This window comes from Candidatus Hydrogenedentota bacterium, assembly GCA_016791475.1.
GTDB lineage: Bacteria > Hydrogenedentota > Hydrogenedentia > Hydrogenedentales > JAEUWI01 > JAEUWI01.
This window is the reverse complement of the sequence record JAEUWI010000019.1, coordinates 86171-109232: the sequence shown is the minus strand read 5'-3', so window position 1 is coordinate 109232 and position 23062 is coordinate 86171. Positions and strand designations below refer to the sequence as shown.

Annotated in this window: 20 protein-coding genes; 19 read left to right on the top strand and 1 reads right to left on the bottom strand. The window is 61.6% G+C overall.

Annotation, left to right across the window (positions count from 1 at the left end; all coding sequences use genetic code 11):
- Positions 1–6: 6 nt before the first annotated feature.
- Positions 7–333, bottom strand: a complete 327-nt coding sequence (locus JNK74_12290; protein ID MBL7646958.1) for a hypothetical protein — start codon at positions 331–333, stop codon at positions 7–9.
- Between the two features lie 929 nt (positions 334–1262).
- Between JNK74_12290 and JNK74_12285 the strand changes: the two genes are divergently transcribed.
- The 19 genes from JNK74_12285 (at position 1263) to JNK74_12195 (ending at position 23034) form a co-directional block, all read left to right on the top strand.
- Positions 1263–1919: a cytochrome c3 family protein gene (locus JNK74_12285; protein ID MBL7646957.1), complete on the top strand. Its 657-nt coding sequence runs from the start codon at positions 1263–1265 to the stop codon at positions 1917–1919.
- 14 nt (positions 1920–1933) lie between these two features.
- On the top strand, positions 1934–5044 hold the full coding sequence (locus JNK74_12280) for a Fe-S-cluster-containing hydrogenase (protein MBL7646956.1): 3111 nt from the start codon (positions 1934–1936) through the stop codon (positions 5042–5044).
- An 8-nt stretch (positions 5045–5052) separates the two neighbouring features.
- Positions 5053–6438, top strand: a complete 1386-nt coding sequence (nrfD, locus tag JNK74_12275; GenBank protein MBL7646955.1) for a polysulfide reductase NrfD — start codon at positions 5053–5055, stop codon at positions 6436–6438.
- Between the two features lie 55 nt (positions 6439–6493).
- Positions 6494–7051 (top strand): DUF3341 domain-containing protein, encoded by a 558-nt coding sequence (locus tag JNK74_12270; protein ID MBL7646954.1) that lies wholly within the window; start codon positions 6494–6496, stop codon positions 7049–7051.
- Positions 7052–7284: 233 nt separating this feature from the next.
- Positions 7285–7833: a cytochrome c gene (locus JNK74_12265; GenBank protein MBL7646953.1), complete on the top strand. Its 549-nt coding sequence runs from the start codon at positions 7285–7287 to the stop codon at positions 7831–7833.
- A complete protein-coding gene (locus JNK74_12260) occupies positions 7823–9046 on the top strand; it encodes a hypothetical protein (protein ID MBL7646952.1) in 1224 nt (407 codons plus the stop codon). Before JNK74_12265 ends, JNK74_12260 begins: the two co-directional genes overlap by 11 nt.
- Positions 9039–9497, top strand: coding sequence for a hypothetical protein (locus JNK74_12255; protein ID MBL7646951.1), 459 nt, complete (start codon positions 9039–9041; stop codon positions 9495–9497). The genes JNK74_12260 and JNK74_12255 overlap by 8 nt, the downstream gene beginning before the upstream one ends.
- A gap of 47 nt (positions 9498–9544) precedes the next feature.
- On the top strand, positions 9545–10456 hold the full coding sequence (locus JNK74_12250) for an SCO family protein (protein MBL7646950.1): 912 nt from the start codon (positions 9545–9547) through the stop codon (positions 10454–10456).
- Positions 10457–10500: 44 nt separating this feature from the next.
- The gene (gene coxB, locus JNK74_12245) at positions 10501–11421 is read left to right on the top strand and encodes a cytochrome c oxidase subunit II (protein MBL7646949.1); all 921 of its coding nucleotides are present in this window, start codon (positions 10501–10503) and stop codon (positions 11419–11421) included.
- A gap of 13 nt (positions 11422–11434) precedes the next feature.
- Positions 11435–13087 carry a cbb3-type cytochrome c oxidase subunit I gene (locus JNK74_12240; GenBank protein ID MBL7646948.1) on the top strand — a complete coding sequence of 551 codons (1653 nt, stop codon included), beginning with the start codon at positions 11435–11437 and terminating at the stop codon, positions 13085–13087.
- A complete protein-coding gene (locus JNK74_12235; protein MBL7646947.1) occupies positions 13080–13766 on the top strand; it encodes a cytochrome c oxidase subunit 3 in 687 nt (228 codons plus the stop codon). The genes JNK74_12240 and JNK74_12235 overlap by 8 nt, the downstream gene beginning before the upstream one ends.
- A 36-nt stretch (positions 13767–13802) precedes the next feature.
- Positions 13803–14126, top strand: a complete 324-nt coding sequence (locus JNK74_12230; protein ID MBL7646946.1) for a cytochrome C oxidase subunit IV family protein — start codon at positions 13803–13805, stop codon at positions 14124–14126.
- Between the two features lie 109 nt (positions 14127–14235).
- On the top strand, positions 14236–14667 hold the full coding sequence (locus JNK74_12225; protein MBL7646945.1) for a DUF255 domain-containing protein: 432 nt from the start codon (positions 14236–14238) through the stop codon (positions 14665–14667).
- Entirely contained in the window at positions 14660–15400 is a 741-nt protein-coding gene (locus tag JNK74_12220; GenBank protein ID MBL7646944.1) for a 4'-phosphopantetheinyl transferase superfamily protein, read from the top strand. Before JNK74_12225 ends, JNK74_12220 begins: the two co-directional genes overlap by 8 nt.
- Positions 15401–15558: 158 nt before the next feature.
- Positions 15559–15921, top strand: a complete 363-nt coding sequence (locus tag JNK74_12215; protein MBL7646943.1) for a response regulator — start codon at positions 15559–15561, stop codon at positions 15919–15921.
- A 332-nt stretch (positions 15922–16253) separates the two neighbouring features.
- The gene (locus JNK74_12210) at positions 16254–17594 is read left to right on the top strand and encodes a DUF1501 domain-containing protein (GenBank protein MBL7646942.1); all 1341 of its coding nucleotides are present in this window, start codon (positions 16254–16256) and stop codon (positions 17592–17594) included.
- Positions 17595–17629: 35 nt separating this feature from the next.
- Positions 17630–19990: a pre-peptidase C-terminal domain-containing protein gene (locus JNK74_12205; GenBank protein ID MBL7646941.1), complete on the top strand. Its 2361-nt coding sequence runs from the start codon at positions 17630–17632 to the stop codon at positions 19988–19990.
- 68 nt (positions 19991–20058) lie between these two features.
- Positions 20059–22479, top strand: coding sequence for a DUF1549 domain-containing protein (locus JNK74_12200; protein MBL7646940.1), 2421 nt, complete (start codon positions 20059–20061; stop codon positions 22477–22479).
- 117 nt (positions 22480–22596) lie between these two features.
- Positions 22597–23034, top strand: coding sequence for a hypothetical protein (locus tag JNK74_12195; protein ID MBL7646939.1), 438 nt, complete (start codon positions 22597–22599; stop codon positions 23032–23034).
- Positions 23035–23062 lie beyond the last annotated feature (28 nt).

Below are 23062 nucleotides of genomic sequence, written 5' to 3'. Positions count from 1 at the left end.
CTCTTCCTATAAGTCTACGTTGGGAAGGATGCGCGCCAGCAATTCCGCGCGAACCTGAGGGGTTCGGCCGGCGGACTCGCTGCGAATTGCTTCAACTTTCTCGGCGGTCGCCTTCTGGATGGCTATCCGCACCTCCTCCCGCGCCTGCGCCGCGTCGCGGCGGAGCACCGCGATATCGGCCTCCAGCTTCACGTTGGTTTCCTGAAGGGTGGTCGCGCCGTCCAGGTGCGCCGTATCGATAATCTGGCGCGCCTCTTCCCGGGCGCGTTCCAGATCCGCCATCAGGGACTTTTCATGCTGTGCAACGGATTCAAGCAGGGATACGGATGCCATAGCTCGTAAGAAAGCTCCGATAGTCTTGTGTATCGCACAGGGGCTGCAAAAAGCGACAGACGAAGAAATTCGCTGCTGCGGATCCCAAAAAAAGCCTACCTGTGCCCGCACGGGGTGTCTACGATCAAAACAGATGCAATCATGCCAAAAATCGCCGGGCCCAGTCAAGCTTTGCACCCCCAAAAATTGTATCGCGCGCCCCGGGCGGGAAATCGCCCGTCGCGGAGCACCCACGTGCGGCGTGGCGTCTATGCGCCGTTCCACGCTAGCACACGATCTCAGCGGCATGGGAGCAAAGGAGAGGGGGGAAGTACTAGCAGAACAGTGCAAGGCGACGCGTTCAAGGTCCTGTTTTTGCGGGTGAAACCGGAGTCGCGGCCATCGGTGGCGTGCGCCCCCGGAGCCGTCGCCCGCCCGCGAGGGAAATTCGTGGCGGCGGGGGCGAATCCGGCCGATTGCGGCTCAGCATGCTGAACGAAAATTCGCGCCGAAGAACAAGGAAATTTGAAGTCCCTGGGTTGATTCCGCCCCCGGCGAAGGTGTATAAATACGCCGTTCTGCGCCGCCGAACCATCGGGAAAATGAGTAGGCGCCACGGTGCAGATGGCGGGAGCGCGTTTGAGTCTAGCGGATATCGACCAAGATAACCGCGCGAGTTGGTAACGACTGGTAGTTGAGAATTAAGGGATCCCTGTTTCGTTTCGGGCGGCGTTTCTGCGCCGACCTCCCGCGAGTGGGCTTCTTTTTTTATTTCGCGCCCGTCCTCCTCCCCATACCGGAGGACAGAAACAAACACTGGAACGTAATTTATTCCGGACGCATAACCAGACTTATTTTTGGTTCTTAACCAACCACGAGCCCAGGATGGACGGAGTTGACCACGGGTGTAGCGCCGTCCTTCAGGCCCACGGTAGAAAAGGAATGTTTTCGTGGCTCAAGTTTTTCATCGCAGCGCCAATGTGCTTGCCCGAGCCAGTATTGTTGGCGGTGTACTGGGGGCGGTTGTCATAACGCTTCTCGCCTCCGCACTGTACCGGTCTCCCGTCGTCACGCAGGTGAACATAAACAAGGAGCAGCCCATTCCCTTCAGTCACCAGCGACACGTGGGCGCCAACGGCATTGATTGCCGTTACTGCCACACGACGGTGGAGAAGAGCGGCGTGGCCAACGTGCCCCCCACGGAAACCTGCATGACCTGTCACTCGCAGGTGCTCGCGGATGCGCCCATGCTCCAGCCGGTTCATGAAAGCTGGAAGACCGGCAAGCCTCTGGAGTGGACGCGCGTCTATGACCTTCCCGATTTCGTCTACTTCGACCACTCTATTCACGTGGCCAAGGGCATGGGGTGCACAACCTGCCACGGTGATATCCAGGAGCAGCGGTTGACCCGCAAGGTGAAGACGCTCCACATGTCGTGGTGCCTTGAGTGCCACCGGGCGCCGGAGAAGTTTATCCGCCCGAAAGACAAGGTCTTCGACGTCGACTGGGCCGCGCCCCACGATCAGCTCGAAGCGGGCAAAGCCCTGGTGGAAGAGTACAAGATCAACGTCGAACAGCTCAGCAACTGTTCCATCTGTCACCGTTAATTATGGGAAACATCATGAGCCCAAAGCACTTAAACGCTACTTTGAGCGGCCGGGAGGCCAACGCTTCCACGCCGGGACACAGCGCTCCGGCCTACTGGCGGCATGCTGCCGAATTCAACGGTGCTATCGCCCTGGATTCCGAAAAGCACCGTGAGTTCCCGTCTGAAGACGCCGGCACCCTCGATGCCACCGGTCGCCGCAATTTCATGAAGGTCATGGGTGCGTCCATGATGATGGCCGGCCTCACAAGCTGCGCGCGCCAGCCGGAAGAAAAGATCGTCCCCTACGTCAAGCCGCCGGAAGACGCGGTGGCGGGTCAATTCGGGTACTATGCGACCGCCGTGCCCGAGGCGGGTTTTGCCCTGGGCGCCGTGGCCACGAGCTACGAAGGCCGCCCCACGAAAATTGAAGGGTTGGTCGGGCACCCGGCTTCGCTGGGTTCCTCCAGCATCTACGCCCAGGCCTCCATTCTGGATTTGTACTCCCCCGATCGCCTGGAGAGCATTGCTCACGTCGGCACCATGGCCACGTGGAACCAGTTCGTCGCGGAAATCGGCAAGGCCATGCAGGGCGTGGACGCCGTTCAGGGCGCCAGTCTGGCCATCCTGACGGAGACAATCACGTCGCCCACCATCGCCAAGCAGATGGAGAAGCTGCTGGCCATCTATCCGAGCGCCCAGTGGTTCCAGCACGATCCCATGGGCGGCAACAACGCCCGGGTCGGCGCCTTCGACGCCTTCGGCGAGTTTGTCACACCGGTGATCAACTTCAAGAAAGCCAAAGTCGTGCTCTCCCTGGACGCCAATTTCCTGGAAGAGGGGCCGGCGCACGTTCGTTATTCCCGCGACTTCTCCATCACCCGCGCGGCCTCCGCGACGGCCGATGCCCCGGATTATGAAGCCCGTGAAGGCTTCGCCCACGACGAAATGAGTCGTCTCTACGTGGCCGAATGTACGCCGACCCTGACGGGCTCCGCGGCCGACCACGCCATCCGCCTGCGCTACCCCCATGTGGAAACCCTGGCCCGCGCAATCGCCCAGAACCTGGGGGTTGCCGGTGTCGTCGCCAATGGTGACAATGTCGCGGCCCTCCCCGCCGAGTGGCTTGCCGCCGTGCTCGAAGATCTCGCCGCCCACAAAGGCGGCGCGGTGGTCGTTGCGGGCGACGCCCAGCCTCCCGTGGTTCACTCGCTGGCCCACGCCATCAACGCCGCCCTGGGCGCCGTTGAATCCGGCCTGGTGACCTATATCGCCTCCCCCGAGGCGCGCCCGGTCGACCAGCGCCAGTCCGTGGCCAAGCTTGTGGAGTCCCTGAACGCCGGCGGCATTGCGCTGTTGGTCATTCTGGGCGGCAACCCGATCTACAGCACCCCGGCGGATCTGAAGTTTGGCGAGGCCTTGGAAAAGGCGACCCTTCGCGTCCATCTTGCCTCCCAGCAGAACGAAACATCCGACCACTGCCACTGGGTCGTCCCCGAGTCCCACTACCTTGAAGCCTGGGGCGATCTCCGGGCCTTCGACGGCACCATGTCCGTGGTCCAGCCCCTGATTCGCCCGCTGTACAACAGCAAGAGCGCGGTGGAGATACTTTCGCTCCTGCTGGGCGATGAAGCATCCACGGACTATGACCTCGTCCACGGCGCATGGATCAACGCCAACGGCGTGGATTCGGAAACCGCCTGGAAGGCCGCGCTGGCCAAGGGCCTCGTGGAAGGTTCCGCCTACGCGCCCAAAGCCGTCACCCACAAACTCGCCTTCGGCGAAGAAGCCGCCATTCCCGCCCAGAAGGGGCTGGATCTCGTGTTCCGCCTCGATGCCCGCGCGGGCGACGGCCGCCACGCGAACAACGGCTGGCTTCAGGAGCTTCCGAAACCCCTCACCAATCTGACCTGGGACAACGCCGTCCACCTGCACCCGAAAACGGCCTCCAAGCTGAAACTGAAGCAGGAAGATGTGGTTCTCATCCAGTATGAAGGCCTGAGCACGGAAGTGCGCGCGGCCGTCACCCTGCTCTACGGCCAGCCCGAAGATGTGGCCACGGTGCACCTGGGTTATGGCCGCCAGACCGTCGGCGCCATCGGCAAGGATCGCGGCTTCAACGCCTACGCGCTCCAGACCGCCGCGTCGCCCTGGTTCGTGACCGGCGCCAGCCTGAACGCCACGGGCCGCACCTACGTGCTGGCGCGCACCGAAGAGCACAACAACATCGAGCAGAGCCACATCGAGCAGGCGCAGAAGGCGGAAGACCGTCACCTGATCCGCGCCACCACGCTTGAAGCGTTCAAGCACGATCCCGAGTTCGCCAAGAAGCTGGGCCACGAAGCGCCCGGCCGCGAAATCACGCTGTACAATCCCGATGAAAAGGATTGGGCGGGGTATGCCTGGGGCATGACGATCGACCTGAACCGCTGCAACGGTTGCGCGGTCTGCACCATCGCCTGCCAGGCCGAGAACAATATCCCCATCGTCGGCAAGAAGGAAGTGAGCAACGGCCGCGAGATGCACTGGATCCGCGTCGACCGCTACTTCAAAGGCGACGTCGCCAGCCCGGCCGTGGAAGTGGTGCACCAGCCCATTCCCTGCATGCAGTGCGAAAACGCGCCCTGCGAGCCGGTCTGCCCCGTGGGCGCGACCCAGCACAGCAAGGAAGGCCTGAACGACATGGCCTACAACCGCTGCGTGGGCACCCGTTACTGCGCGAACAACTGCCCCTACAAGGTGCGCCGCTTCAACTTCTTCCACTATCAGATCCGCGAAGGCCAGGACGCGCCCCAGCTCAAGATGATGCGCAACCCCAACGTGACCGTCCGCAGCCGCGGCGTCATGGAAAAGTGCACCTTCTGCGTGCAGCGCATCAACAAGGCGCGTATCGAAGCCAAGCGCGAAGGCCGCCAGATCAAAGACGGCGAATTCCAGACCGCGTGCCAGTCCGCGTGCCCCTCGCAGGCCATCGACTTCGGCAACATCAATGATCCCCAGAGCCGTGTGTCGCTGCGCAAGCAGAATCCCCGTGACTACGGCCTGCTCGCCGATATCGGGACGCGCCCCCGCACCACCTATCTGGCGCAACTGAAAAACGTACACCCCAATCTGGCAAAACCAGAAGCCCATACCGCGGAGCACTAATCAGAATCATGAGTGTTGAAGCAAAGCACATACCGCCCGCCCTCCAGGTGGTTGCGCCGCTGGCGCAGCCGGGCCACACCTTTGAATCCATATCGGCCGCCATTTCCGATGTGATTCTTGAGAAGCCCATGCCCAAGCCGTGGTACGGCGTTATTACGCTGGGTCTGGCGCTCCTCAGTATCCTCGGCGCAAGCACCGCCTACCTCTTCTGGGAGGGCTTGGGCCTCTGGGGCATCAACAACCCGGTAGGCTGGGGTTTCGCCATCGTGAACCTCGTCTGGTGGATCGGTATCGGCCACGCCGGAACCCTCATCTCCGCCATCCTGCTCCTCTTTAATCAGGACTGGCGAACCGCCATCAACCGCTTCGCGGAAGCCATGACCCTTTTCGCCGTTATGTGCGCGGGCATCTTCCCCCTGATTCACGTGGGCCGGCCCTGGGCCATTTTCTTCATCTTCCCCCTGCCCAACACCATGGCGCTGTGGCCCCAGTTCCGCAGCCCCCTGCTGTGGGACGTGTTCGCCATCTCCACCTACTTCACCGTGTCCCTTCTCTTCTGGTTCACGGGCCTCATCCCCGATCTGGCCACCCTGCGCGATCGCAGCAAGCCCGGCCTCGGCCGCATGATCTACGGCCTCTTCGCCCTGGGCTGGCGCGGCTCCGCCCGGCACTGGTTCCGCTATGAGGCGGCCTACCTCCTCCTCGGCGGCATGTCCGCCCCGCTGGTGGTCTCGGTGCACACCATCGTATCCTTCGACTTCGCCGTGTCCGTGATTCCGGGCTGGCACACCACCATCTTCCCGCCCTACTTCGTGGCCGGCGCCATCTATTCCGGCTTCGCCATGGTGCTTACCATCATGATTCCGGTCCGCATCTGGTTCGGCATGACGGATTTCATCACCACGCGCCACCTGGACAACATGGCCAAGGTCATGCTGGCCACCGGCCTGGTGGTGTTCTACGGCTACTGCTGCGAAGCCTTCTTCGCCTGGTACTCCGGCAGCGACTACGAACGCTTCATGATGTACAACCGCGCCTTCGGTCCCTACTGGTGGGCCTACACCGCGCTGCTCTTCTGCAACGCGCTCACCCCCCAGTTCCTGTGGTTCAAGTGGGTCCGCACCAACCCGGCACCGCTCTTTGTCGTGACGATCATCGTGAACATCGGCATGTGGCTCGAACGCTACGTTATCGTCGTCACCAGCCTTACGCGCGACTACCTGCCTGCGGCCTGGGGCGAGTACGCCGGCACGGTATTCGACTGGGCCGCTTATGTGGGCTCCATCGGGCTCTTCCTCTTCATGCTGAGCCTCTTTGTGAAGTTCCTGCCCATGATCACCATCTTCGAATTGCGCGTGCAGCAGCACCAGCTTGACAAGGGCGAGATTCGATAGACGCCCTCCACGATACCGATTCTTCCACGTATAAAATTTAGGACGAACATACGATATGTCAGCACACGGACACGAAAACAACGCGCCGGAAGTCTACGGCCTGATCGCGGAATTTGACGATCCCGATACGTTGTTGAAGGCGACGACCAAGGCCCATGAAGCGGGATACCGCACCATGGACGCCTATTCTCCCTACCCCATCCACGGCCTGGCCGAGGCCATGGGCGTGCGGAAGACCGCCGTCTCCTTCTTCACCCTTTGCGGCGGACTCACCGGCACCTGCACCGGCTTCGGCATGCAGTACATCGCCTCGGTGCTCCACTACCCCTACAGCATCGGCGGCAAGCCCGACCTGAGCTGGCCGTCCTTCATGCCCATTACTTTCGAGCTGACCATTCTGTTCGCGGGCTTCTCGGCCCTGGGCAGCATGCTGCTGCTCAACGGCCTGCCGCGCCCCCATCACCCGATCTTTAATGCGAAGCGTTTCGAGCGCGCATCGAGCGACGGATTCTTCCTTTGCATCGAGCGGGCCGACGCCCAGTACGACGCTGTCCAGACCAAGACCTTCCTTCAGGGCCTCGGCCCCGTGGAAGTGTCGGAAGTCATGGAATAATAACCCTGAACCACGGCAACCGGATAGGCCGGTTGCGGACACATAAGTTGGAACTGATGAAACCATCCAAGAACATCACGGCGCCCCGCTTCTGGGTTCCAGGCAAAGCCATGCTGGCTCTGGCCGCGGTTTACAGCTTTGCCCTGCTGGGCTGCCACCCGGACATGTGGAACCAGCCCAAGTTCACCGCGCTGCAGAAGAACGATTTCTTCGCCGACAACGCCGCCGACCGGATGCCCGTGGAAAACACGGTGCCCTATGAAGGCAAGCTCCGCAAGTGGAACGCCCCCGTGTTCGCGGCCCTCACCGGCCAGGAGCACGTGCCCGGCGTGCTGGACGAAGCCTTCTGGACCGGCAAGGAAGGCGGCGTCCTCAAGGCGGACAACTACTTCAAAGTTGACCTGGAGCTGCTCAAGCGTGGCCGGGAGCGTTACGACGCCATCTGCACCCCCTGTCACGGCGAAGGCGGCTACGGCAACGGCGTCGTCACCCAGCGCGGCTTCCCGGCGGCGGCCTCCTACCACATTGATCGCCTGCGCGAAGTGGAAGACGGCTACATCGTCGACGTGATCAAGAACGGTTTTGGCCGCATGTACAGCTATAATGCGCGCGTATCCGCGGAAGATCGCTGGGCCATCGTTGCCTACATCCGGGCCCTGCAATACAGCCAGAACGTGCCCAAGGGCAGTCTGGAGCAGGCGGATCAACTGGAATTGGAAAAGGCACTGCAACCCCAGCCGGAAGCAGTAGAACACCACACGGCGGAATCCAATGCTCACTGACGCACAACTCGCTAAAATCAAGACCATCCAGGGGAAGGCCCTCGTGGTCGCCGCGGGAGGTTTCGCGGTCACGCTCCTCCTCGGCCTCTTCTCGGGCGCCGTCTTCCAGGGCTTGCTCATCGGCTATCTGCTCGTCTTCGGCCTGGGCATCAGCGGCCTCGGGCTCGTCATGCTGCACCACCTCTGCGGCGGCAGTTGGAGCTTTGTCGCCCAGCGCATCGCCGAGGCCTGCTCGCGGACCCTGTGGTTCCTGTTCTTCATCGGCATGCCCATCCTGTTCGGCGGGGCGAAGTTCTCCACCATTTTCCCCTGGGCGAACGAGGCCTTCCTGGCGCTGCCGGAAAATGAATACATCGCCCACATGTCGCACCTGAAGCACGGCTTCCTGAACTTCAACATGTTCGTGCTCTGCTACTTCATTTACTTCGGTCTCTGGCTGACCCTGGCGACGCTTTACAACAAGTGGTCCCTGGATCTTGATCGCACGGGCGACCCCGGATTGATCAAGAAGCAGAAGGTCGTCGCCGGCTTCGGATGCGTGATCTACGTGGTCTCCATGACCTTTGCCGCCACGCACTGGGGCATGTCCACCGACCCGACCTTTTTCTCCACCATATACGGTGCGTGGATGATCGCCGGGTACGCCCTGAGCATGATGTGCTTCTGCGTCATCATGCTGACCTTCCTGTCCAACGAAGGCCCCCTGAGCCACAAGATCAGCTCGAAGATCTACCACCACTTCGGCAACTTCATGCTCGGCTTCACCATCTTCTGGTCCTACCTGTCGTTCTCGCCCTTCCTCATCATCTGGAACGGCAACCTGCCCGAAGAAATTCGCTGGTACATCGACCGTTCCGGCGGCGGACTTACCGCCATGACGGTTTTCCTGATCGCCTTCGTGTGGTTCACCCCCATGTGGCGGCTCCTCATGCGCCAGAACAAGACCAACCCGGTGACGCTGCGCAGAATCGCAATCTACGTGCTGGCCACCCGCTTCGTGGACATGTACTGGAACATCGCGCCGTCCTTCGAGAACAATCACAGCACCTTGAATGTCTTCACCATCATTTGCTCCCTGGGCGCGGTTGCCGGTATCGGCGGCCTCTGGCTCTGGGTGTTCTTCAACGAACTTAAGAAGCGCCCCATCCTGCCCCAGCAGGATCCGCGCGAAGAACTGATGTTCCTCAAAGATAAGGCCCACAGCCATGCATAATGCCGCGCCCCAGAATAACGAAGCGAGTATCAAAGAAGGCTATGAAGTCACCGATATGCACGCCCGCATTATCGTGACGGCATTCATCGCCCTCATGATCCTCATGTTCGGAGCTTGCGTTGTGATCGTCATGGTCATCCGCGGCTTTAACCAGTCCCGGCAGCCCCTGGATACCACCCCCGCGTCGAATCTGGCCACGCCCGGCGTGCAGGTTCCCGCGGAGCCCCACCTCCAGGGCGACCCCGTCGCGGACCGCATAAAGATCGACGAGCAGAACCAGCATCAGGTAGCGTCCTATGGCGTACTCAGCGCCGAGCCAGGCATGGAGCGGGTTCACATTCCCGTTGATCGCGCCATGGCGCTGGTGGCCGAGGGCAAAGTGCCCTACCGCCAGACCCCGCAGGTTGCTGCGGAGGCTCCGGCCGCCCCGGCCGCGCCCGCGCAGCCATGAGCGCCCCCGCCGGACATAGTGGGCCAGCCGCCTTGCGGCGCGTGGCCATGCGGAGCCTGATGGCCCTCGCCATCGCCCTGGGAACCGGTGCGGGCGCGTCGGCCCAGGAAGCCGCAAAGGGGGAAGTAAAGGATTACGAACTCGATCCCATCGGATTTCGGGGGCCCAACCCCGCAGGCCGCTTCGAGGACATCAAGATACAGCAGAACCTCGGAATGCAGGTCCCCATGGACCTCATGTTCCGCGACGAGAAGGATCAGCCAGTCCGACTGGGCGATCTCTTCGGCGGCGAGCCCGTGGTACTGTCGCTGGTTTACTACGGTTGCCCGATGCTGTGCACGCTAGTGCTCAACGGAATGGTATCCGGCATAGACGGTCAGCCCGAGGATTTTCAGCTCGGAAGAGACTACAAGGTCATTACGGTAAGCATCGACCCCAACGAGCGGGGCGACCTGGCGACGGAGAAGAAGACGAACTATCTCGATATGCTCCAGCAGGAGAATGCGCCGGAACACTGGCGCTTCCTCACCGGCGACAAAGAGCAGATCGAAACGCTGGCGGAGACCGTGGGCTTCCGCTATTACTACGACGAGACGACGAAACAATACGCCCACGATAGCGGCATCATGATCCTGACCCCGAAGGGGAAAGTTTCCAGCTACTATCTCGGCATCGAATATATCCCGCAGAATCTGCGGACCGCCCTGGAAATCGCCGGCGTGGAGACCATCGGACAGTACCTGAAGCAGCCCTCGCTGCTCTGCTACTACTACGACCCCACCCATGGTACCTACGGGCTCATGATCATGAGCGCCGTGCGCCTCGGAGGAATGGCCACCGTCGCCGCCCTCGTGGCCTTCTGGGTGGTGAACTATGTTCGCGCGGGCCGTGCCCGGAAACTCAGCATGGGATTAGATGCCCAGACGCCGACCCCCGCGGGGTTGTCTGGTAGCGTATAAAGTGTCAGAAACCCAAAAACCGTTAGGGTGATAACAGGTTAGCCATGAATTTTTCCATAATACCAGAGCAAGCATCGACCTTCGCTCCCAATGTAGACCTCTTGTTCTACTCGCTGGCCGCCTTCGTGAGTATTTTCACCGTGGGTGTCACGGCCGTACTGATCCTCCTGGGCATCAAGTTCAAGGCTGAACCGGGTCGCAAGTCGGAGCACGTGGAGAACATGAAGCTGGAGCTCCTCTGGAGCGCCATCCCCGCCGTGCTCGCCCTCGTGATCTTCGCCTGGGGCGCCATCCTCTATTTCGACTATCGAAACATTCCCGAGAACACCCTCGACATCAACGTCATGGGCAAGCAGTGGATGTGGAAAATCCAGCACTCCAACGGGCGTCGCGAGGTCAACGAACTCCACGTTCCGGTCGGCAAGCCGGTGAAGATCACCATGACTTCCCAGGACGTGCTTCACGACTTCTACATCCCCGCATTCCGCGTGAAGCAGGACGCCCTCCCCGCGAAGTACACGGATATGTGGTTTGAAGCCACCAAGATCGGCACCTTCCCCATCTTCTGCGCCGAGTACTGCGGCACCGAGCACTCCCTCATGGGCGGAACCGTCACGGTCATGTCGCAGGATGATTACCAGGAATGGCTCCAGGGCGGCCCGCCGGTTACCCCGGTTCAGGCCGGGGAAACGCTGTTCCAGCAGATGGGCTGCATTACCTGCCACGACGCCGGCGCAGCCAGCCGGGGCCCGCTCCTGACCAACGTCTACGGACACGAGGTCAAGCTCCGCGGCGGAGAAACTCAGATCGCCGACGAAGAGTACCTGCGTGAATCCATTATGTCCCCGTCGAAGAAGGTTGTGGACGGCTTCGCGCCCCTCATGCCGAGCTTCCCGAACCTGAACGACGAAGACATTCTTAACCTTATTGCGTATATCAAGTCCCTAAGCGACGAACAACAGTAACGGAATGGCCAACATGGAACACATCGTGGTTGATGGCGCGGAAATCCCCCCACGGGATCATTCGCGCCCGGAAATAAACTACCTTAACTGGAAGCAGACCGTCGCTTCATGGCTCCTCTCCGTGGACCACAAGCGCATCGGTATCATGTATCTGATTTCCATCAGTATCTTCTTCCTGGTCGGCGGCGCCTTTGCGACCATTTTCCGCATCGAGCTCCTCACACCGGAAGGGGATTTTCTCCAGGCCGACACCTACAACAAGTTCTTCACGCTCCATGGGGTGGTGATGATCTTCTTCTTCCTGATTCCGTCCATTCCGGCGGTGTTGGGCAACTTCTTGATTCCGCTTCAGATAGGCGCGAAAGACGTGGCCTTTCCGAAGCTGAACCTGGCAAGCTGGTACATCTTCATGTGCGGCGGAACACTGGGCGTGATCATCATCGTGCTCGGCGGTCTGGACACGGGCTGGACCTTCTACACCCCCCTCAGTACGTCCTACGCGAACACCCATGTGTTCCTCGCGGCCATGCTGGTTTTCATCACCGGTTTCTCCTCGATTCTCACCGGTCTGAACTTCATCGTGACCATTCACAAGATGCGCGCGCCCGGACTCACCTGGTTCCGTCTGCCCCTTTTCATCTGGGCCCACTACGCGACCAGCGTGATTCAGATTCTCGGCACGCCGGTCCTCGCCATCACCGTCTTCCTGGCGGGCGTCGAGCGCATCTGGGGCGTCGGTATCTTCGATCCGGCCCTCGGCGGCGACCCGGTGCTCTTCCAGCACATGTTCTGGTTCTACTCCCATCCGGCCGTGTATATCATGATCCTCCCCGGCATGGGCGTCATCAGCGAAATCATCGCCTGCTTCTCCCGCAACCGCGTGTTTGGCTATGAGTTCATCGCCTTCTCCAGCGTGGCCATCGCCATCATCGGTTTCCTCGTCTGGGGTCACCACATGTACGTCAGCGGCCAGGCCATGTACTCCAACCTGGTCTTCTCCCTTCTGACCATGCTGGTCGCCGTGCCGTCGGCCATCAAGATCTTCAACTGGACGGCGACCCTCTACAAGGGCAACGTCGTCTGGGCGACCCCCATGATCTACGCCATCGGCTTCATCGGCCTCTTCGCCATCGGCGGCGGCACCGGACTCTTCCTCGGCTCCACCGGCATGGACGTGCCCCTGCACGACACCTACTTCGTGGTTGCCCACTTCCACTACGTGATGGTGGGCGGCATGACCATGGCCTACCTGTCCGGCCTGCACTTCTACTGGCCGAAGATTACCGGCAAGATGTATCCCCAGACCATTGCGAGCCTCTGCGCGATCCTGGTCTTCGTCGGTTTCAACTGCACCTTCTTCCCCCAGTTCCTGGTCGGCTGGCTGGGCATGCCCCGTCGCTACCACTCCTACCACCCGGACTTCCAAGTGCTCAACGTACTCTCGACCGCCGGCGCCAGCGTCCTCGGCCTCGGCTTCGTAATTCCTGTATTCTATTTCGGCTGGTCCCTGCTCTACGGCAAGGACGCCGGAAGCAATCCCTGGGGCGCCCGCGGATTGGAGTGGGAGGTATGCACCTCGCCGCCGGATGCCCATAACTTTCATGAAACGCCGGTCGTAACCAAGGGCGCCTACGCCTACACCGGGGAGGAAACGCTCAGTGTCTAGTGCACACGCGAACGCCGAACACAATCCGTATTTGGCGCACCATTTTGAGACCATCGAGCAGCAGGAAGAATCCTGCACGCTGGGCATGTGGCTCTTCCTGGCCCAGGAAGTCATGTTCTTCGGCGGGCTCTTCATGGCCTACTCCGTCTATCGGTACATGTACTTCGACGCCTTCGTGAATGGAAGCGCCCAGTTGAGCTGGGGTATCGGCGCGATCAATACCATCATCCTGCTCCTGAGCAGTTTCACCATGGCCATGGGCGTGTACTATTGCCAGGTGGGCAACAGCAAGTGGCTCTTCCGGTGCCTCGGCGCCACCATGGTGCTCGGTCTCGCCTTCGTGGCCATCAAGCTCCAGTTTGAGTGGGGTCCCAAGATCGCGTACGGGGTCTTCCCGGGCTCGCTCTGGCATCCCGATCCTCATCACTACCCGACCTTGGCTTCCTTCCCGGAACAGGGCCACTCGGAGTTGTTCTTCTTCCTCTATTACGTCATGACCGGAATGCACGCCTTCCACATGATCATCGGCTTCGGCATCCTCGCCGTACTCATGGTCATGGCGAAGATGAACAAGTTCGGTCCCAAGCGCTACATGCCGATCCTCTTCTTCGGCTTGTACTGGCACTTTGTCGATATCGTCTGGGTTTTCCTGTTCCCCATGTTCTATCTCGTCACCTGATCGCCGGCTTGAACCACCAAGGAAAGTATTAAGAGCATGTCCCAACACCACATCGTAACGCCGCGCACCTACTCGCAGGTCCTTATCGCCCTGATGGCCTTCATGTTCCTGACGATTGCCGCATACTACATGCACATCAATCCCCTCGCGAACCTGATCATCGCCCTCATGATCGCCTTCACGAAGGTGTCCCTGATCGTCATGTTCTTCATGCACGTGAAATACGGCACCAACCTGACGCGCATCTTCGCGAGTGCCGGCTTCCTGTGGCTGGTCATTTTCATTACTCTTCTTTTTGCGGACTACATGGGCCGTATCTACGGCACCTCGCCGTTTACGGCCAATCCCTACACGGGATGACCGGCCCCGCAATGTAGCGTAGAAATCCGAGGTCCGCTCCCCAGTCCGGGGGGCGGGCCTTTCTGTAATGCACCCGCATCAGCCCCACGGGCAGGAAAACACGCGGTTTATGGGACACCACCACCGCAACACCATGGCGGCCCTCGCCATGCTGGTCCTCGCGACGGCATGCCGTCCCGAGCCGGGTCCACCCATCCCCTGGCGAGACTCCCTGCCGCTCGCGCTCGAAGCCGCACGCCGTGAGGAGAAGCCCGTCTTTCTTTATGTCACAGCCGCCTGGTGCAACATCTGTCGGCGAGTAGAGCGGGACAGCTTCGGAGACCCCAATCTCGCATCTGCCCTGGAAAGCCTTGTTCCAGTGAAGGTCGATATCGACCAGTTCCCCTGGGTCGGCCAGCGCTACGACGTTGCGGCCGTGCCGGCATTCGTGATATTGGACCCGCGCGGGCGCGTCCTCAGCCGCACCTTCGGCTTTCACGACTCCGATGCCCTCCAGACCCTGACAGAGCGTGCGGTTTCCGAGGTTGCCCATCGTGAGTGAGTACCAGGACCGCAGTACACTGACGCGCCCGGGCCCCGGCGAGGTACACCTCTGGCACTTCGACCTGGATGCCCCGGCGGAGGACATGGACCGCTACCGTGCGCTGCTGAACCGGGAGGAACAGAAGCGTGCCGCACGCCTCATTCGCGAGATCCACCGCGAACGCTTCATCGTCGGCCGTGCGCGGCTGCGCTTATTGCTGGGGCGCTATCTTTCTCAGGCGCCCGAGTCCATTGAATTTACTTACTGCACCCAGGGGAAACCGGCCCTGGCCCCCTGCGCGGCGGCGACACCCTTCGCGTTCAATCTGTCGCACAGCGCCTCAAGGGCGCTCTGCGCCGTCGCGGGCTTCGACACCGTTGGGGTCGATCTTGAAGCCGTTAAGGAGTCCCGCGATCTACTGCCTATCGCCCGACGCTTTTTCTCGGAAGCCGAGCGGGCGCAATTAATGGCCCTCCCCGAAGCACAGCAATGTCCCGCCTTTTACCAGTGCTGGTCCAGCAAAGAGGCGCTCCTCAAAGCGTGGGGCACCGGGCTGGCCACGCCGCTGGACAAGTTCTCCGTGGTCGTGGCCCCGGGAAAGGCGGAGGTGATCCAGATCGATCTGCCCGAATGGGCCCGGACACCCTGGCGCCTCTATCCCCTCGAAGTGCCCACCGGTTTTGCCGCCGCGCTGGCCACGCCGGGGGTCGTGGAAGCCCTCCATATCCGGCAATGGACCGCCTGGTTCTGAGTTTGGCACGTAGGTCCCCGGATTCGGGACCGGAAATTTTTCGAATGGAACAGAATTCATGGTATACTCACTACGATGGGCAATGCGACTTGGGGGTGGGCGATTGAATTCGCGCCGCTGTTCCCGGGGCACAAAATATTGAGAGATTGGATCGAGGAATGAGTCATATACTCGTTGTTGACGACGAGCCCCAAGTCCGGGCCATGCTCACTGCCAAGTTGCAACAGAATGGCTATCTGGTCTCTGAAGCGGAAGAGGGAGAGGCCGCGCTACAAGTTACGCGATCCATCAAAGTGGATCTGATCATTCTGGACCTCCTCATGCCCGGAAAAGAGGGCCTGGAAACCCTCATGGCCTTTCGCAAGGAGAAAGATCCCCCCAAGATCATCGCGGTATCCGGAGGGTCCCGGACCATCGGCACCGATTTTCTGCCCGCAGCCCTCAAGCTGGGCGCAAGTCGCACCTTTCGCAAGCCATTCCGGTGCGAAGAGCTCCTGGACGCGATTCGGGAACTGCTTTAACCTCCAGTGGGATTTCCGCGCCGAGTCGGGGGACCCGGGAATCCACCCATCATTTTTTTCTCCCGCAGGAAACTTTTTGCCTGTTGCGGGGATAAACATACGATATGGCGAGACTATAACCCAGACACAGGCGTGGTGTAGGTGTTGCAAGTGCAACGCCCGTCGTACTTTAAGTGCGCGCAGGCTTGGTTCGATGTTGATCGGGCCCGCAATCGGGAAGTCTGCGGACTGTGGATGGCATGTCAAGGTCCGGATGTTTGGAACGTTCCGTTTCGGATCAAATGTGAGTTAAGTGTCCTACCCCCAACGGTTTTTATGAGGATGATACTTTCATGATTAAGCAGTTTTCCCCCAACATTCTCCGGACAAGCAGTGAAACACCCGTCACCCAACCCTGCGCTGGTCCGAGCCGCCGTGCCTTCCTGAAGGTGGGCGTCCTGGGTGGACTGGGGCTTACTCTGGGCGACTATTTCCAGCTTCAGGCCCAGGAAGCCGCGGCGGGTATCGTGCCCAAAGCCCAATCCGCCATCTTCATCTTCCTGTCGGGCGGCATGACCCATATCGATACTTTTGATCCCAAACCCTACGCCCCCATCGAATATCGGGGCGAGCTGGGATCGGTTCAAACGAATACCGGCGAGTACTTTGGCGGCCAGCTCCAGCGCCTGGCGCAGGTGGCGGACAAGATGACCGTCATTCGTTCCATGAGCCATGGCGAAGCGGCCCACGAGCGCGGCCAGCACAACATGCTCACGGGCTACCGCCCCAGCCCCGCCATCCAGTACCCCAGCTTTGGCTCCGTCATCTCCCACAAGCTGGGCTCCAGAAACAACATCCCCCCCTATGTCAGTATCCCCATGGCGGACATTCCCTACTACGGCACGGGTTACCTGAGCTCGGCCTATGGCGCCTTTTCCGTGGGCGGCGAACCGGCCACCAACGGCTTCAAAGTGCGCGACCTGAATCTGCCCGAGGGCGTGACCCCCGAGCGCATGGAAAAGCGCAAGAGCCTGCTGGCGTCCGTGGACAGCCACTTCAACGCCCTCGAAAAGAGCGACGCCCTGGAGGCCATGAACTCCTACTACCAGCGCGCCTACTCCCTCATCAGTTCCCAGGATGCCCGCGAGGCTTTCAATATCGATGCCGAACCGGCGGAGATCCGCGATGAATACGGTCGCCACGCTTTCGGCCAGCGCCTGTTGCTGGCCCGCCGTCTCGTCGAGGGCGGCGCGCGTTTCATCACCGTCAGCGACGGCGGATGGGACATGCACATCGGGATCAAGCGGGCCATGGAAGGTCAGTTCCCCTCCATCGACCAGGGACTTTCCACCCTTATTCGGGATCTTGATCGCCGCGGCCTGCTCCAGTCCACGATGGTCATTCTGGCCACGGAATTCGGCCGCACGGCCAAGTTGAACAAGGACGGCGGCCGCGATCACTGGCCAAAGGCCTTCAGCGTGGCCCTCGCCGGCGGCGGCATCAAGGGCGGCATTATCCACGGCGCCACCAATGCCCAGGGCACCGAGCCCACCGACAACATTGTGACGCCCAATGATCTCGGCGCCACCATATACACCCAGCTCGGCATCGATCCCAGCGAGCGCCTCATGAGCGCCGGCAACCGCCCCATCGATATTATCCGGGGCGGCAGCGTCATCCAGAATATCGTCTGAGGAAGTAACGGCCCGTGCCGATCGGAAGTACTGATATGCGCAAGCATCAATTCCATATCCTCGCGATTCTGGGCAGTATCCTGTTCAGTTTCGTGGCGGGCGCCATCGCGCCCAATCTCGTCACCATCATGCCGCGCGGTATTCCCCGCGGCGCGGAAACGGAGGTGACGCTCGTCGGCGACAGCCTGGCGGACGCCGTCGATATCCTGTTTCACGACACGGGTATCGAGATGGTGTCCATAACGCCCCAGGAAGATGGCAAAGCCGCCAAAGCCGTGCTGCGCGTCGCGCCCGATTGCCCCGTGGGTTCCCACGGAATCCGGGTCCGCACGAAAACCGGCGTGTCCATTCTCAAGGTGATCAGCGTCGGCGCCCTGAAGGAAATTCAGGAGGCCGAGCCGAACAACAAGCCGGAAGAGTCCGCCGATATCGCCATGGGCACCACCATCAATGGCGTGGTTACCTCGGAAGACGTGGATTACTTCGCCGTAACGCTCAACCCCGGTGATCGCATCGCCGTGGAAGTCGAGGCCCTCCGCCTCGGCGATACGTTGTTTGATCCCAAGCTGCGCCTCTTCGGACCCGAGGGCCACGAACGGGTATCGGCGGACGATACCCAGCTCTTCAAGCAGGATGCGGGTTTCGTCTATACCTCGACCGAGACCGGCAAACACCAGATCGTGGTGAGCGAAGCGGCCTACGGCGGCGGCGGCAATTTCTATTACCGGCTCCACATAGGCCAATTTCCCCGGCCCCTCGCCGTTTCCCCGCTGGGCGGCGCGCCCGGCTCCGAAGTGCAGCTTACCTGGCTGGGTGATTCGGGAACGGCGCCCCAGACCGTCAAAGTGCCTGAAAACACCCATGGCGTGATCCAGCTTGCCGCCATGACGGAGGCCGGCATCGCCCCCACCAGCCTGCCCTTCAGGGCGACCACCCTCCCGGGGGTGGTGGAAGTCGAGCCGAACAACGCCGTGGCCGAGGCCACCCCCGGCACAGCCGCCGGGGCTTTTGACGGCGTCATCGGCGCCGAAGGCGATGTGGACTTCTTCAAGTTCGACGGCAAGGCCGGTCAAGTGCTGGACGTACGCACCTGGGCGCGCGCCCTGGGCTCTCCCCTGGACAGTGTCCTCGTGGTACACAACCCCGACGGGGGCACCCTCGCCGCGGATGATGACGCGGCCGCCGTGGACAGCAAGGTGCGCGTTACCCTGCCCGCCGATGGCGCCTATCTGGTCTCCGTGCGCGATCACTTGAACCGTGGCGGCGACACCTTCTCCTATCGGATCGAAGCCACCGCCGTGGAGCCCGCGCTGACCTTGAGTCTCCTGGAAAATCGACCGGTCAGCTCCGTTGTCCCGAAAAACAACCACGCCTATCTCCTGGCCAACGTGTCCCGGCAGGACTTCGACGGCCCCATCAAGGTGGAGTTGCTCGGGCTGCCCGAGGGCGTCACCGCCAGCACGCCCGTCATTCCCGCGGGCCAATCGCTGCTCCCCATCATTCTACACGCCACCCCCGAAGCGGCGACCGCCGGTTCCCTCGTGGATGTGCGCGGAACGCTCCAGCAGGAGGGCAGTACCCTCAATGGCGGACTGGAGCAGGAAGTGCGCTTGATTCAGGGCAACAACGACACGACCTTCTTTGGTCGCATGGTGGACAAACTCGCCGTCGCGGTGAGCGAGCCCGCCCCCTTCAGCGTGGAGCTGGTTCCGCCGCCGGTCCCCACCGTTATCAACACCTACCGCATGCTCACGGTCAAGGCCACGCGGGCCGAGGGATTCAATGGTCCCATCGACCTGCGCTTCCCCTGGCTGCCCGGCGGCATGGGCGGCGGCACCGCCCAGATTGCTCCGGACCAGACCGAGACCCAGATCCGGCTTGAAGTGCGCCCCGGCACGGCGATCCAGGTCCACGAACTCTTCGTGGCGGCCGTCGGTGGCGGATACGAGTTGTGCACGGCGCCCGCGCCCGTGGAAGTGCAGGACCCCTGGGTGAACTTCAACGTAGCCTCCGTGGAGACGGAAAAAGGCAAGCCCGTGGAGATGATTGTGACCGTCGAGCAGAAAGTGCCCTACGAGGGCACCTTCCAGGCGCAGATTCTTGGCCTGCCCAACGGCATCACGGTGGATCCGCTGCCCTTTACCAAAGACACGACCGAACTCAAGTTCACCATCAACGTTACCCCCGAAGCGCCCGTCGGAAAATTTGAAGGGCTTCTGGTGGATACCATCATCAACAACGGCGCGGGTGAAGTGATTCACCGCGGCGGGGCCGGAGCCCTGAAGGTCTATGAGCCACTGCCCGCCACACTCCAGGCCGCCGCACCGCCGCCACCCCCGCCCGTTGAAGGCGCACCGGCCGCCCCCGTGCGAAAGACGCGCTTCCCGGCCACGTGATCGGCGAAGCACGCGGTCATGAAATTCAGTACGGTAGTGAAAAATCAGACAGGAATCGAATGGATATGATGCGCAAGAATTGGATCCTCTGGTGCGGCGCGGCCTTCGCGATGCCCCTGGCGGCGGCGGCCCAGCAGTTGGCGGTGTATCCCAGCCAGGTTTCGCTGGACAACGCCCACGATTTCGAGCGACTTGTTGCCGTGGTGACACGGCCCGACGGCGTGACTCTGGACGTGACCCCCCAGATTCAGGTCACCTTCGGCGCGGAGAATATCGCGGCCTGGGGTGAAAACCTCAAGCTGCGGGCCCTCGGCGATGGCGAGACGACCATCACCGTGACCCACGGTGACCAGAGCGTGCAGGTGCCGGTAAAGGTCAAGAATGCCGCGCTTGTTCCCGCGACCACCTTCGGAAACGATGTCATGCCGGCGCTCATGCGCGCCGGCTGCAACTCCGGCGGCTGCCACGGCAGCGCCTCCGGCAAGAACGGATTCCGCCTGAGCCTTTTCGGCTTCGATCCCCAATACGATTACATCAGCCTGACCCGCGCCCAGAGCAGCCGCCGTATCAACGCCGCGCTGCCTGAAGAAAGCCTCATGCTCCTCAAGCCCATGGGCGCGGTGGATCATGAAGGCGGCACGGCCATCAAGCCGGGCGACGGCCTTTACGAGCCCATGCTCCAGTGGATCAAAGAAGGCACTCTGCCCGATCCCCAGGAACTGCCAAAGCTGGCCAACATCCAAATCTACCCCAGTGAGGCCGTGCTCGAAGGCGCCGGATCCAATCAGCGCTTCGTGGTCATGGCCGACTACAACGACGGCTCCACCCGCGACGTCACGGATTCCGCCGTCATCAGCTCCAGCGACGAACTCACCCTCGCGGTGAATCCCGCCGGTCTCTCCACGGCCGGAAACAAGGGCGAGGTCTACGTCATGGCGCGCTACGGCACCTTCGCCGTCGTGTCCAAGGCCATCGTGGTCGATCAGGGCGCCACGGTGAACTGGCCCGACGTGGCCGAGCACAACTACGTGGACACCTTCGTCTTTGATAAGCTCAAGAAGCTCCGCATTCCCCCGGCGGAACTTTGCAGCGATGAAGTCTTTGTGCGTCGGGCCTATGTCGATATCCTCGGTACGATTCCCACGCTGGACGAGACCCAGGCGTTCCTCGCCGATGCCGACCCCGCGAAACGGGCAAAGTTGATCGATACCCTGCTGGAACGCCCTGAATTCTCAGAGCTCTGGGCCATGAAGTGGGCCGAAGTGTTGCGGGTAGCCGAGATCCCCAACGTGCTCGACCGGAAAGGCATGCACCGCTACAACGACTGGCTGCGCCAGGCCATCATGTCGAACACGCCAATGGACGAGCTCGTCCGCGAACTGCTCAGCGCCGAAGGCGGTAATTTCACCAATCCCGCCGCCAATTTCTACGTCATCGAGCAGGATCCCCTCGTAATCGCGGAAAACGTTTCCCAGGTCTTCCTGGGCATCCAGCTCAAGTGCGCCCAGTGCCATAACCACCCCTTCGAACGGTGGACCATGGACGACTACTATTCCTTCTCCGCCTTCTTCGCGCAGGTGGGCCGGAAGGCTTCCAGCGATCCCCGGGAATCCATCATCTTCAACCGGGGCGGCGGCGAAGTGCAGCACCTGAACACGAAGCAGAACATGGCGCCCAAGTTCCTCGGCGGCGCCGTGCCCGACATCGCCGGTCGCGACCGACGCGCCGTGCTGGCCGAGTGGATCACCTCGCCCGAGAATCCCTGGTTCGCCAAGAATCTCGCAAACCGCGTGTGGGCCCATTTCCTCGGCGCGGGCATCATCGATCCACCGGACGACGTGCGCGTGACCAACCCGCCGACGAACCCGAAGCTCCTGGAAGAGCTCGGCACAAAGATGATCGCCTACAAGTACGATCTCCGCCAGTTGGTGCGCGACATCTGCAACTCCTACACCTACCAGATGTCCACCCAGCCCCGTGAGCCGGAAAACAATGACGCCCGGAATTTCTCCCACGCGCAGGTGCGCCGTTTGACTTCCGAGCAGATGCTGGACGCCATCGTAAAGGTCACCGGAAATGATGTGAAGTTCGCCAATCTGCCCAAGGGCGCCCGCGCCGTCCAGGTTGCCGGCGGCAACAGCGGCGTGTACTTCCTCGAAGTATTCGGCCGGCCGCTGCGCGAGACCGTGTGCACCTGCGAGCGTCGCGGCGAACCCAATCTGGCCCAGTCCCTTCACCTGATCAATGGCGATACCATCAACAGCGCCATCAAGGGTCAGGGCGGCTTGCTGGATTCTCTGCTGGCGGCGGAAACGCCCCCGGACCAGATTATCGACAAGCTCTACATGGCGGCGGTATCCCGCACCCCCACGGAAGAGGAAAAGGCCACGCTGAATACCTACGTGGGCAATGCCGAGAACAAGCGCGAAGCCCTGGAAGACGTGTTCTGGAGCATGTTGAACTCGAAGGAATTTATCTTTAATCACTAGGGCCGACCGAAACCCATGAATCTTCGAATTCCGAAGAGCTTGGGTGACCGTAACTGAGCCTGAATCAGGTTGATGCTTGTTGGGAAATGTCCCGACTGATTTTAAGGAGTACACGCAATGAAGACACGATATATCGCGATTGCGGCCCTCGGCCTCGGCCTGATGGTCCTGCCCGTGATGGCGGAAGACGCCGCCGCGCCGGCGCCCGCACCCGCGCCGGAAGCGGCTCCGGCTCCCGAAGCCGCGGCGCCGCCCGCGCCCAGCGTGGAAACGGTCCTCGCCGATCTGGCCAAAATCGGGCCGGACCAGTTGATTGCCCATGTGGAGCAGCTCAAGGCCCAGATCGGCGCGCTGAAGGCTGAGGCGGAAGCCGCTACGGCCCGTGCGGCGGAGCTCGAAGCCCAATCCGCCGCCGTGAAGACGCGCGTCGAGACCATTGAGAAATTCATCGGCACCCTGGCCCAGGCGATGGCCCCGGCCCCTGCGGAGGCCGCGCCCGCACCCGCGGCGGAAGCGGCGCCCGCCCCGGCGCCGGAAGCGGCCCCGGCGGGCTGACGCTGAATTCTTTCAGGAATCTTCGACC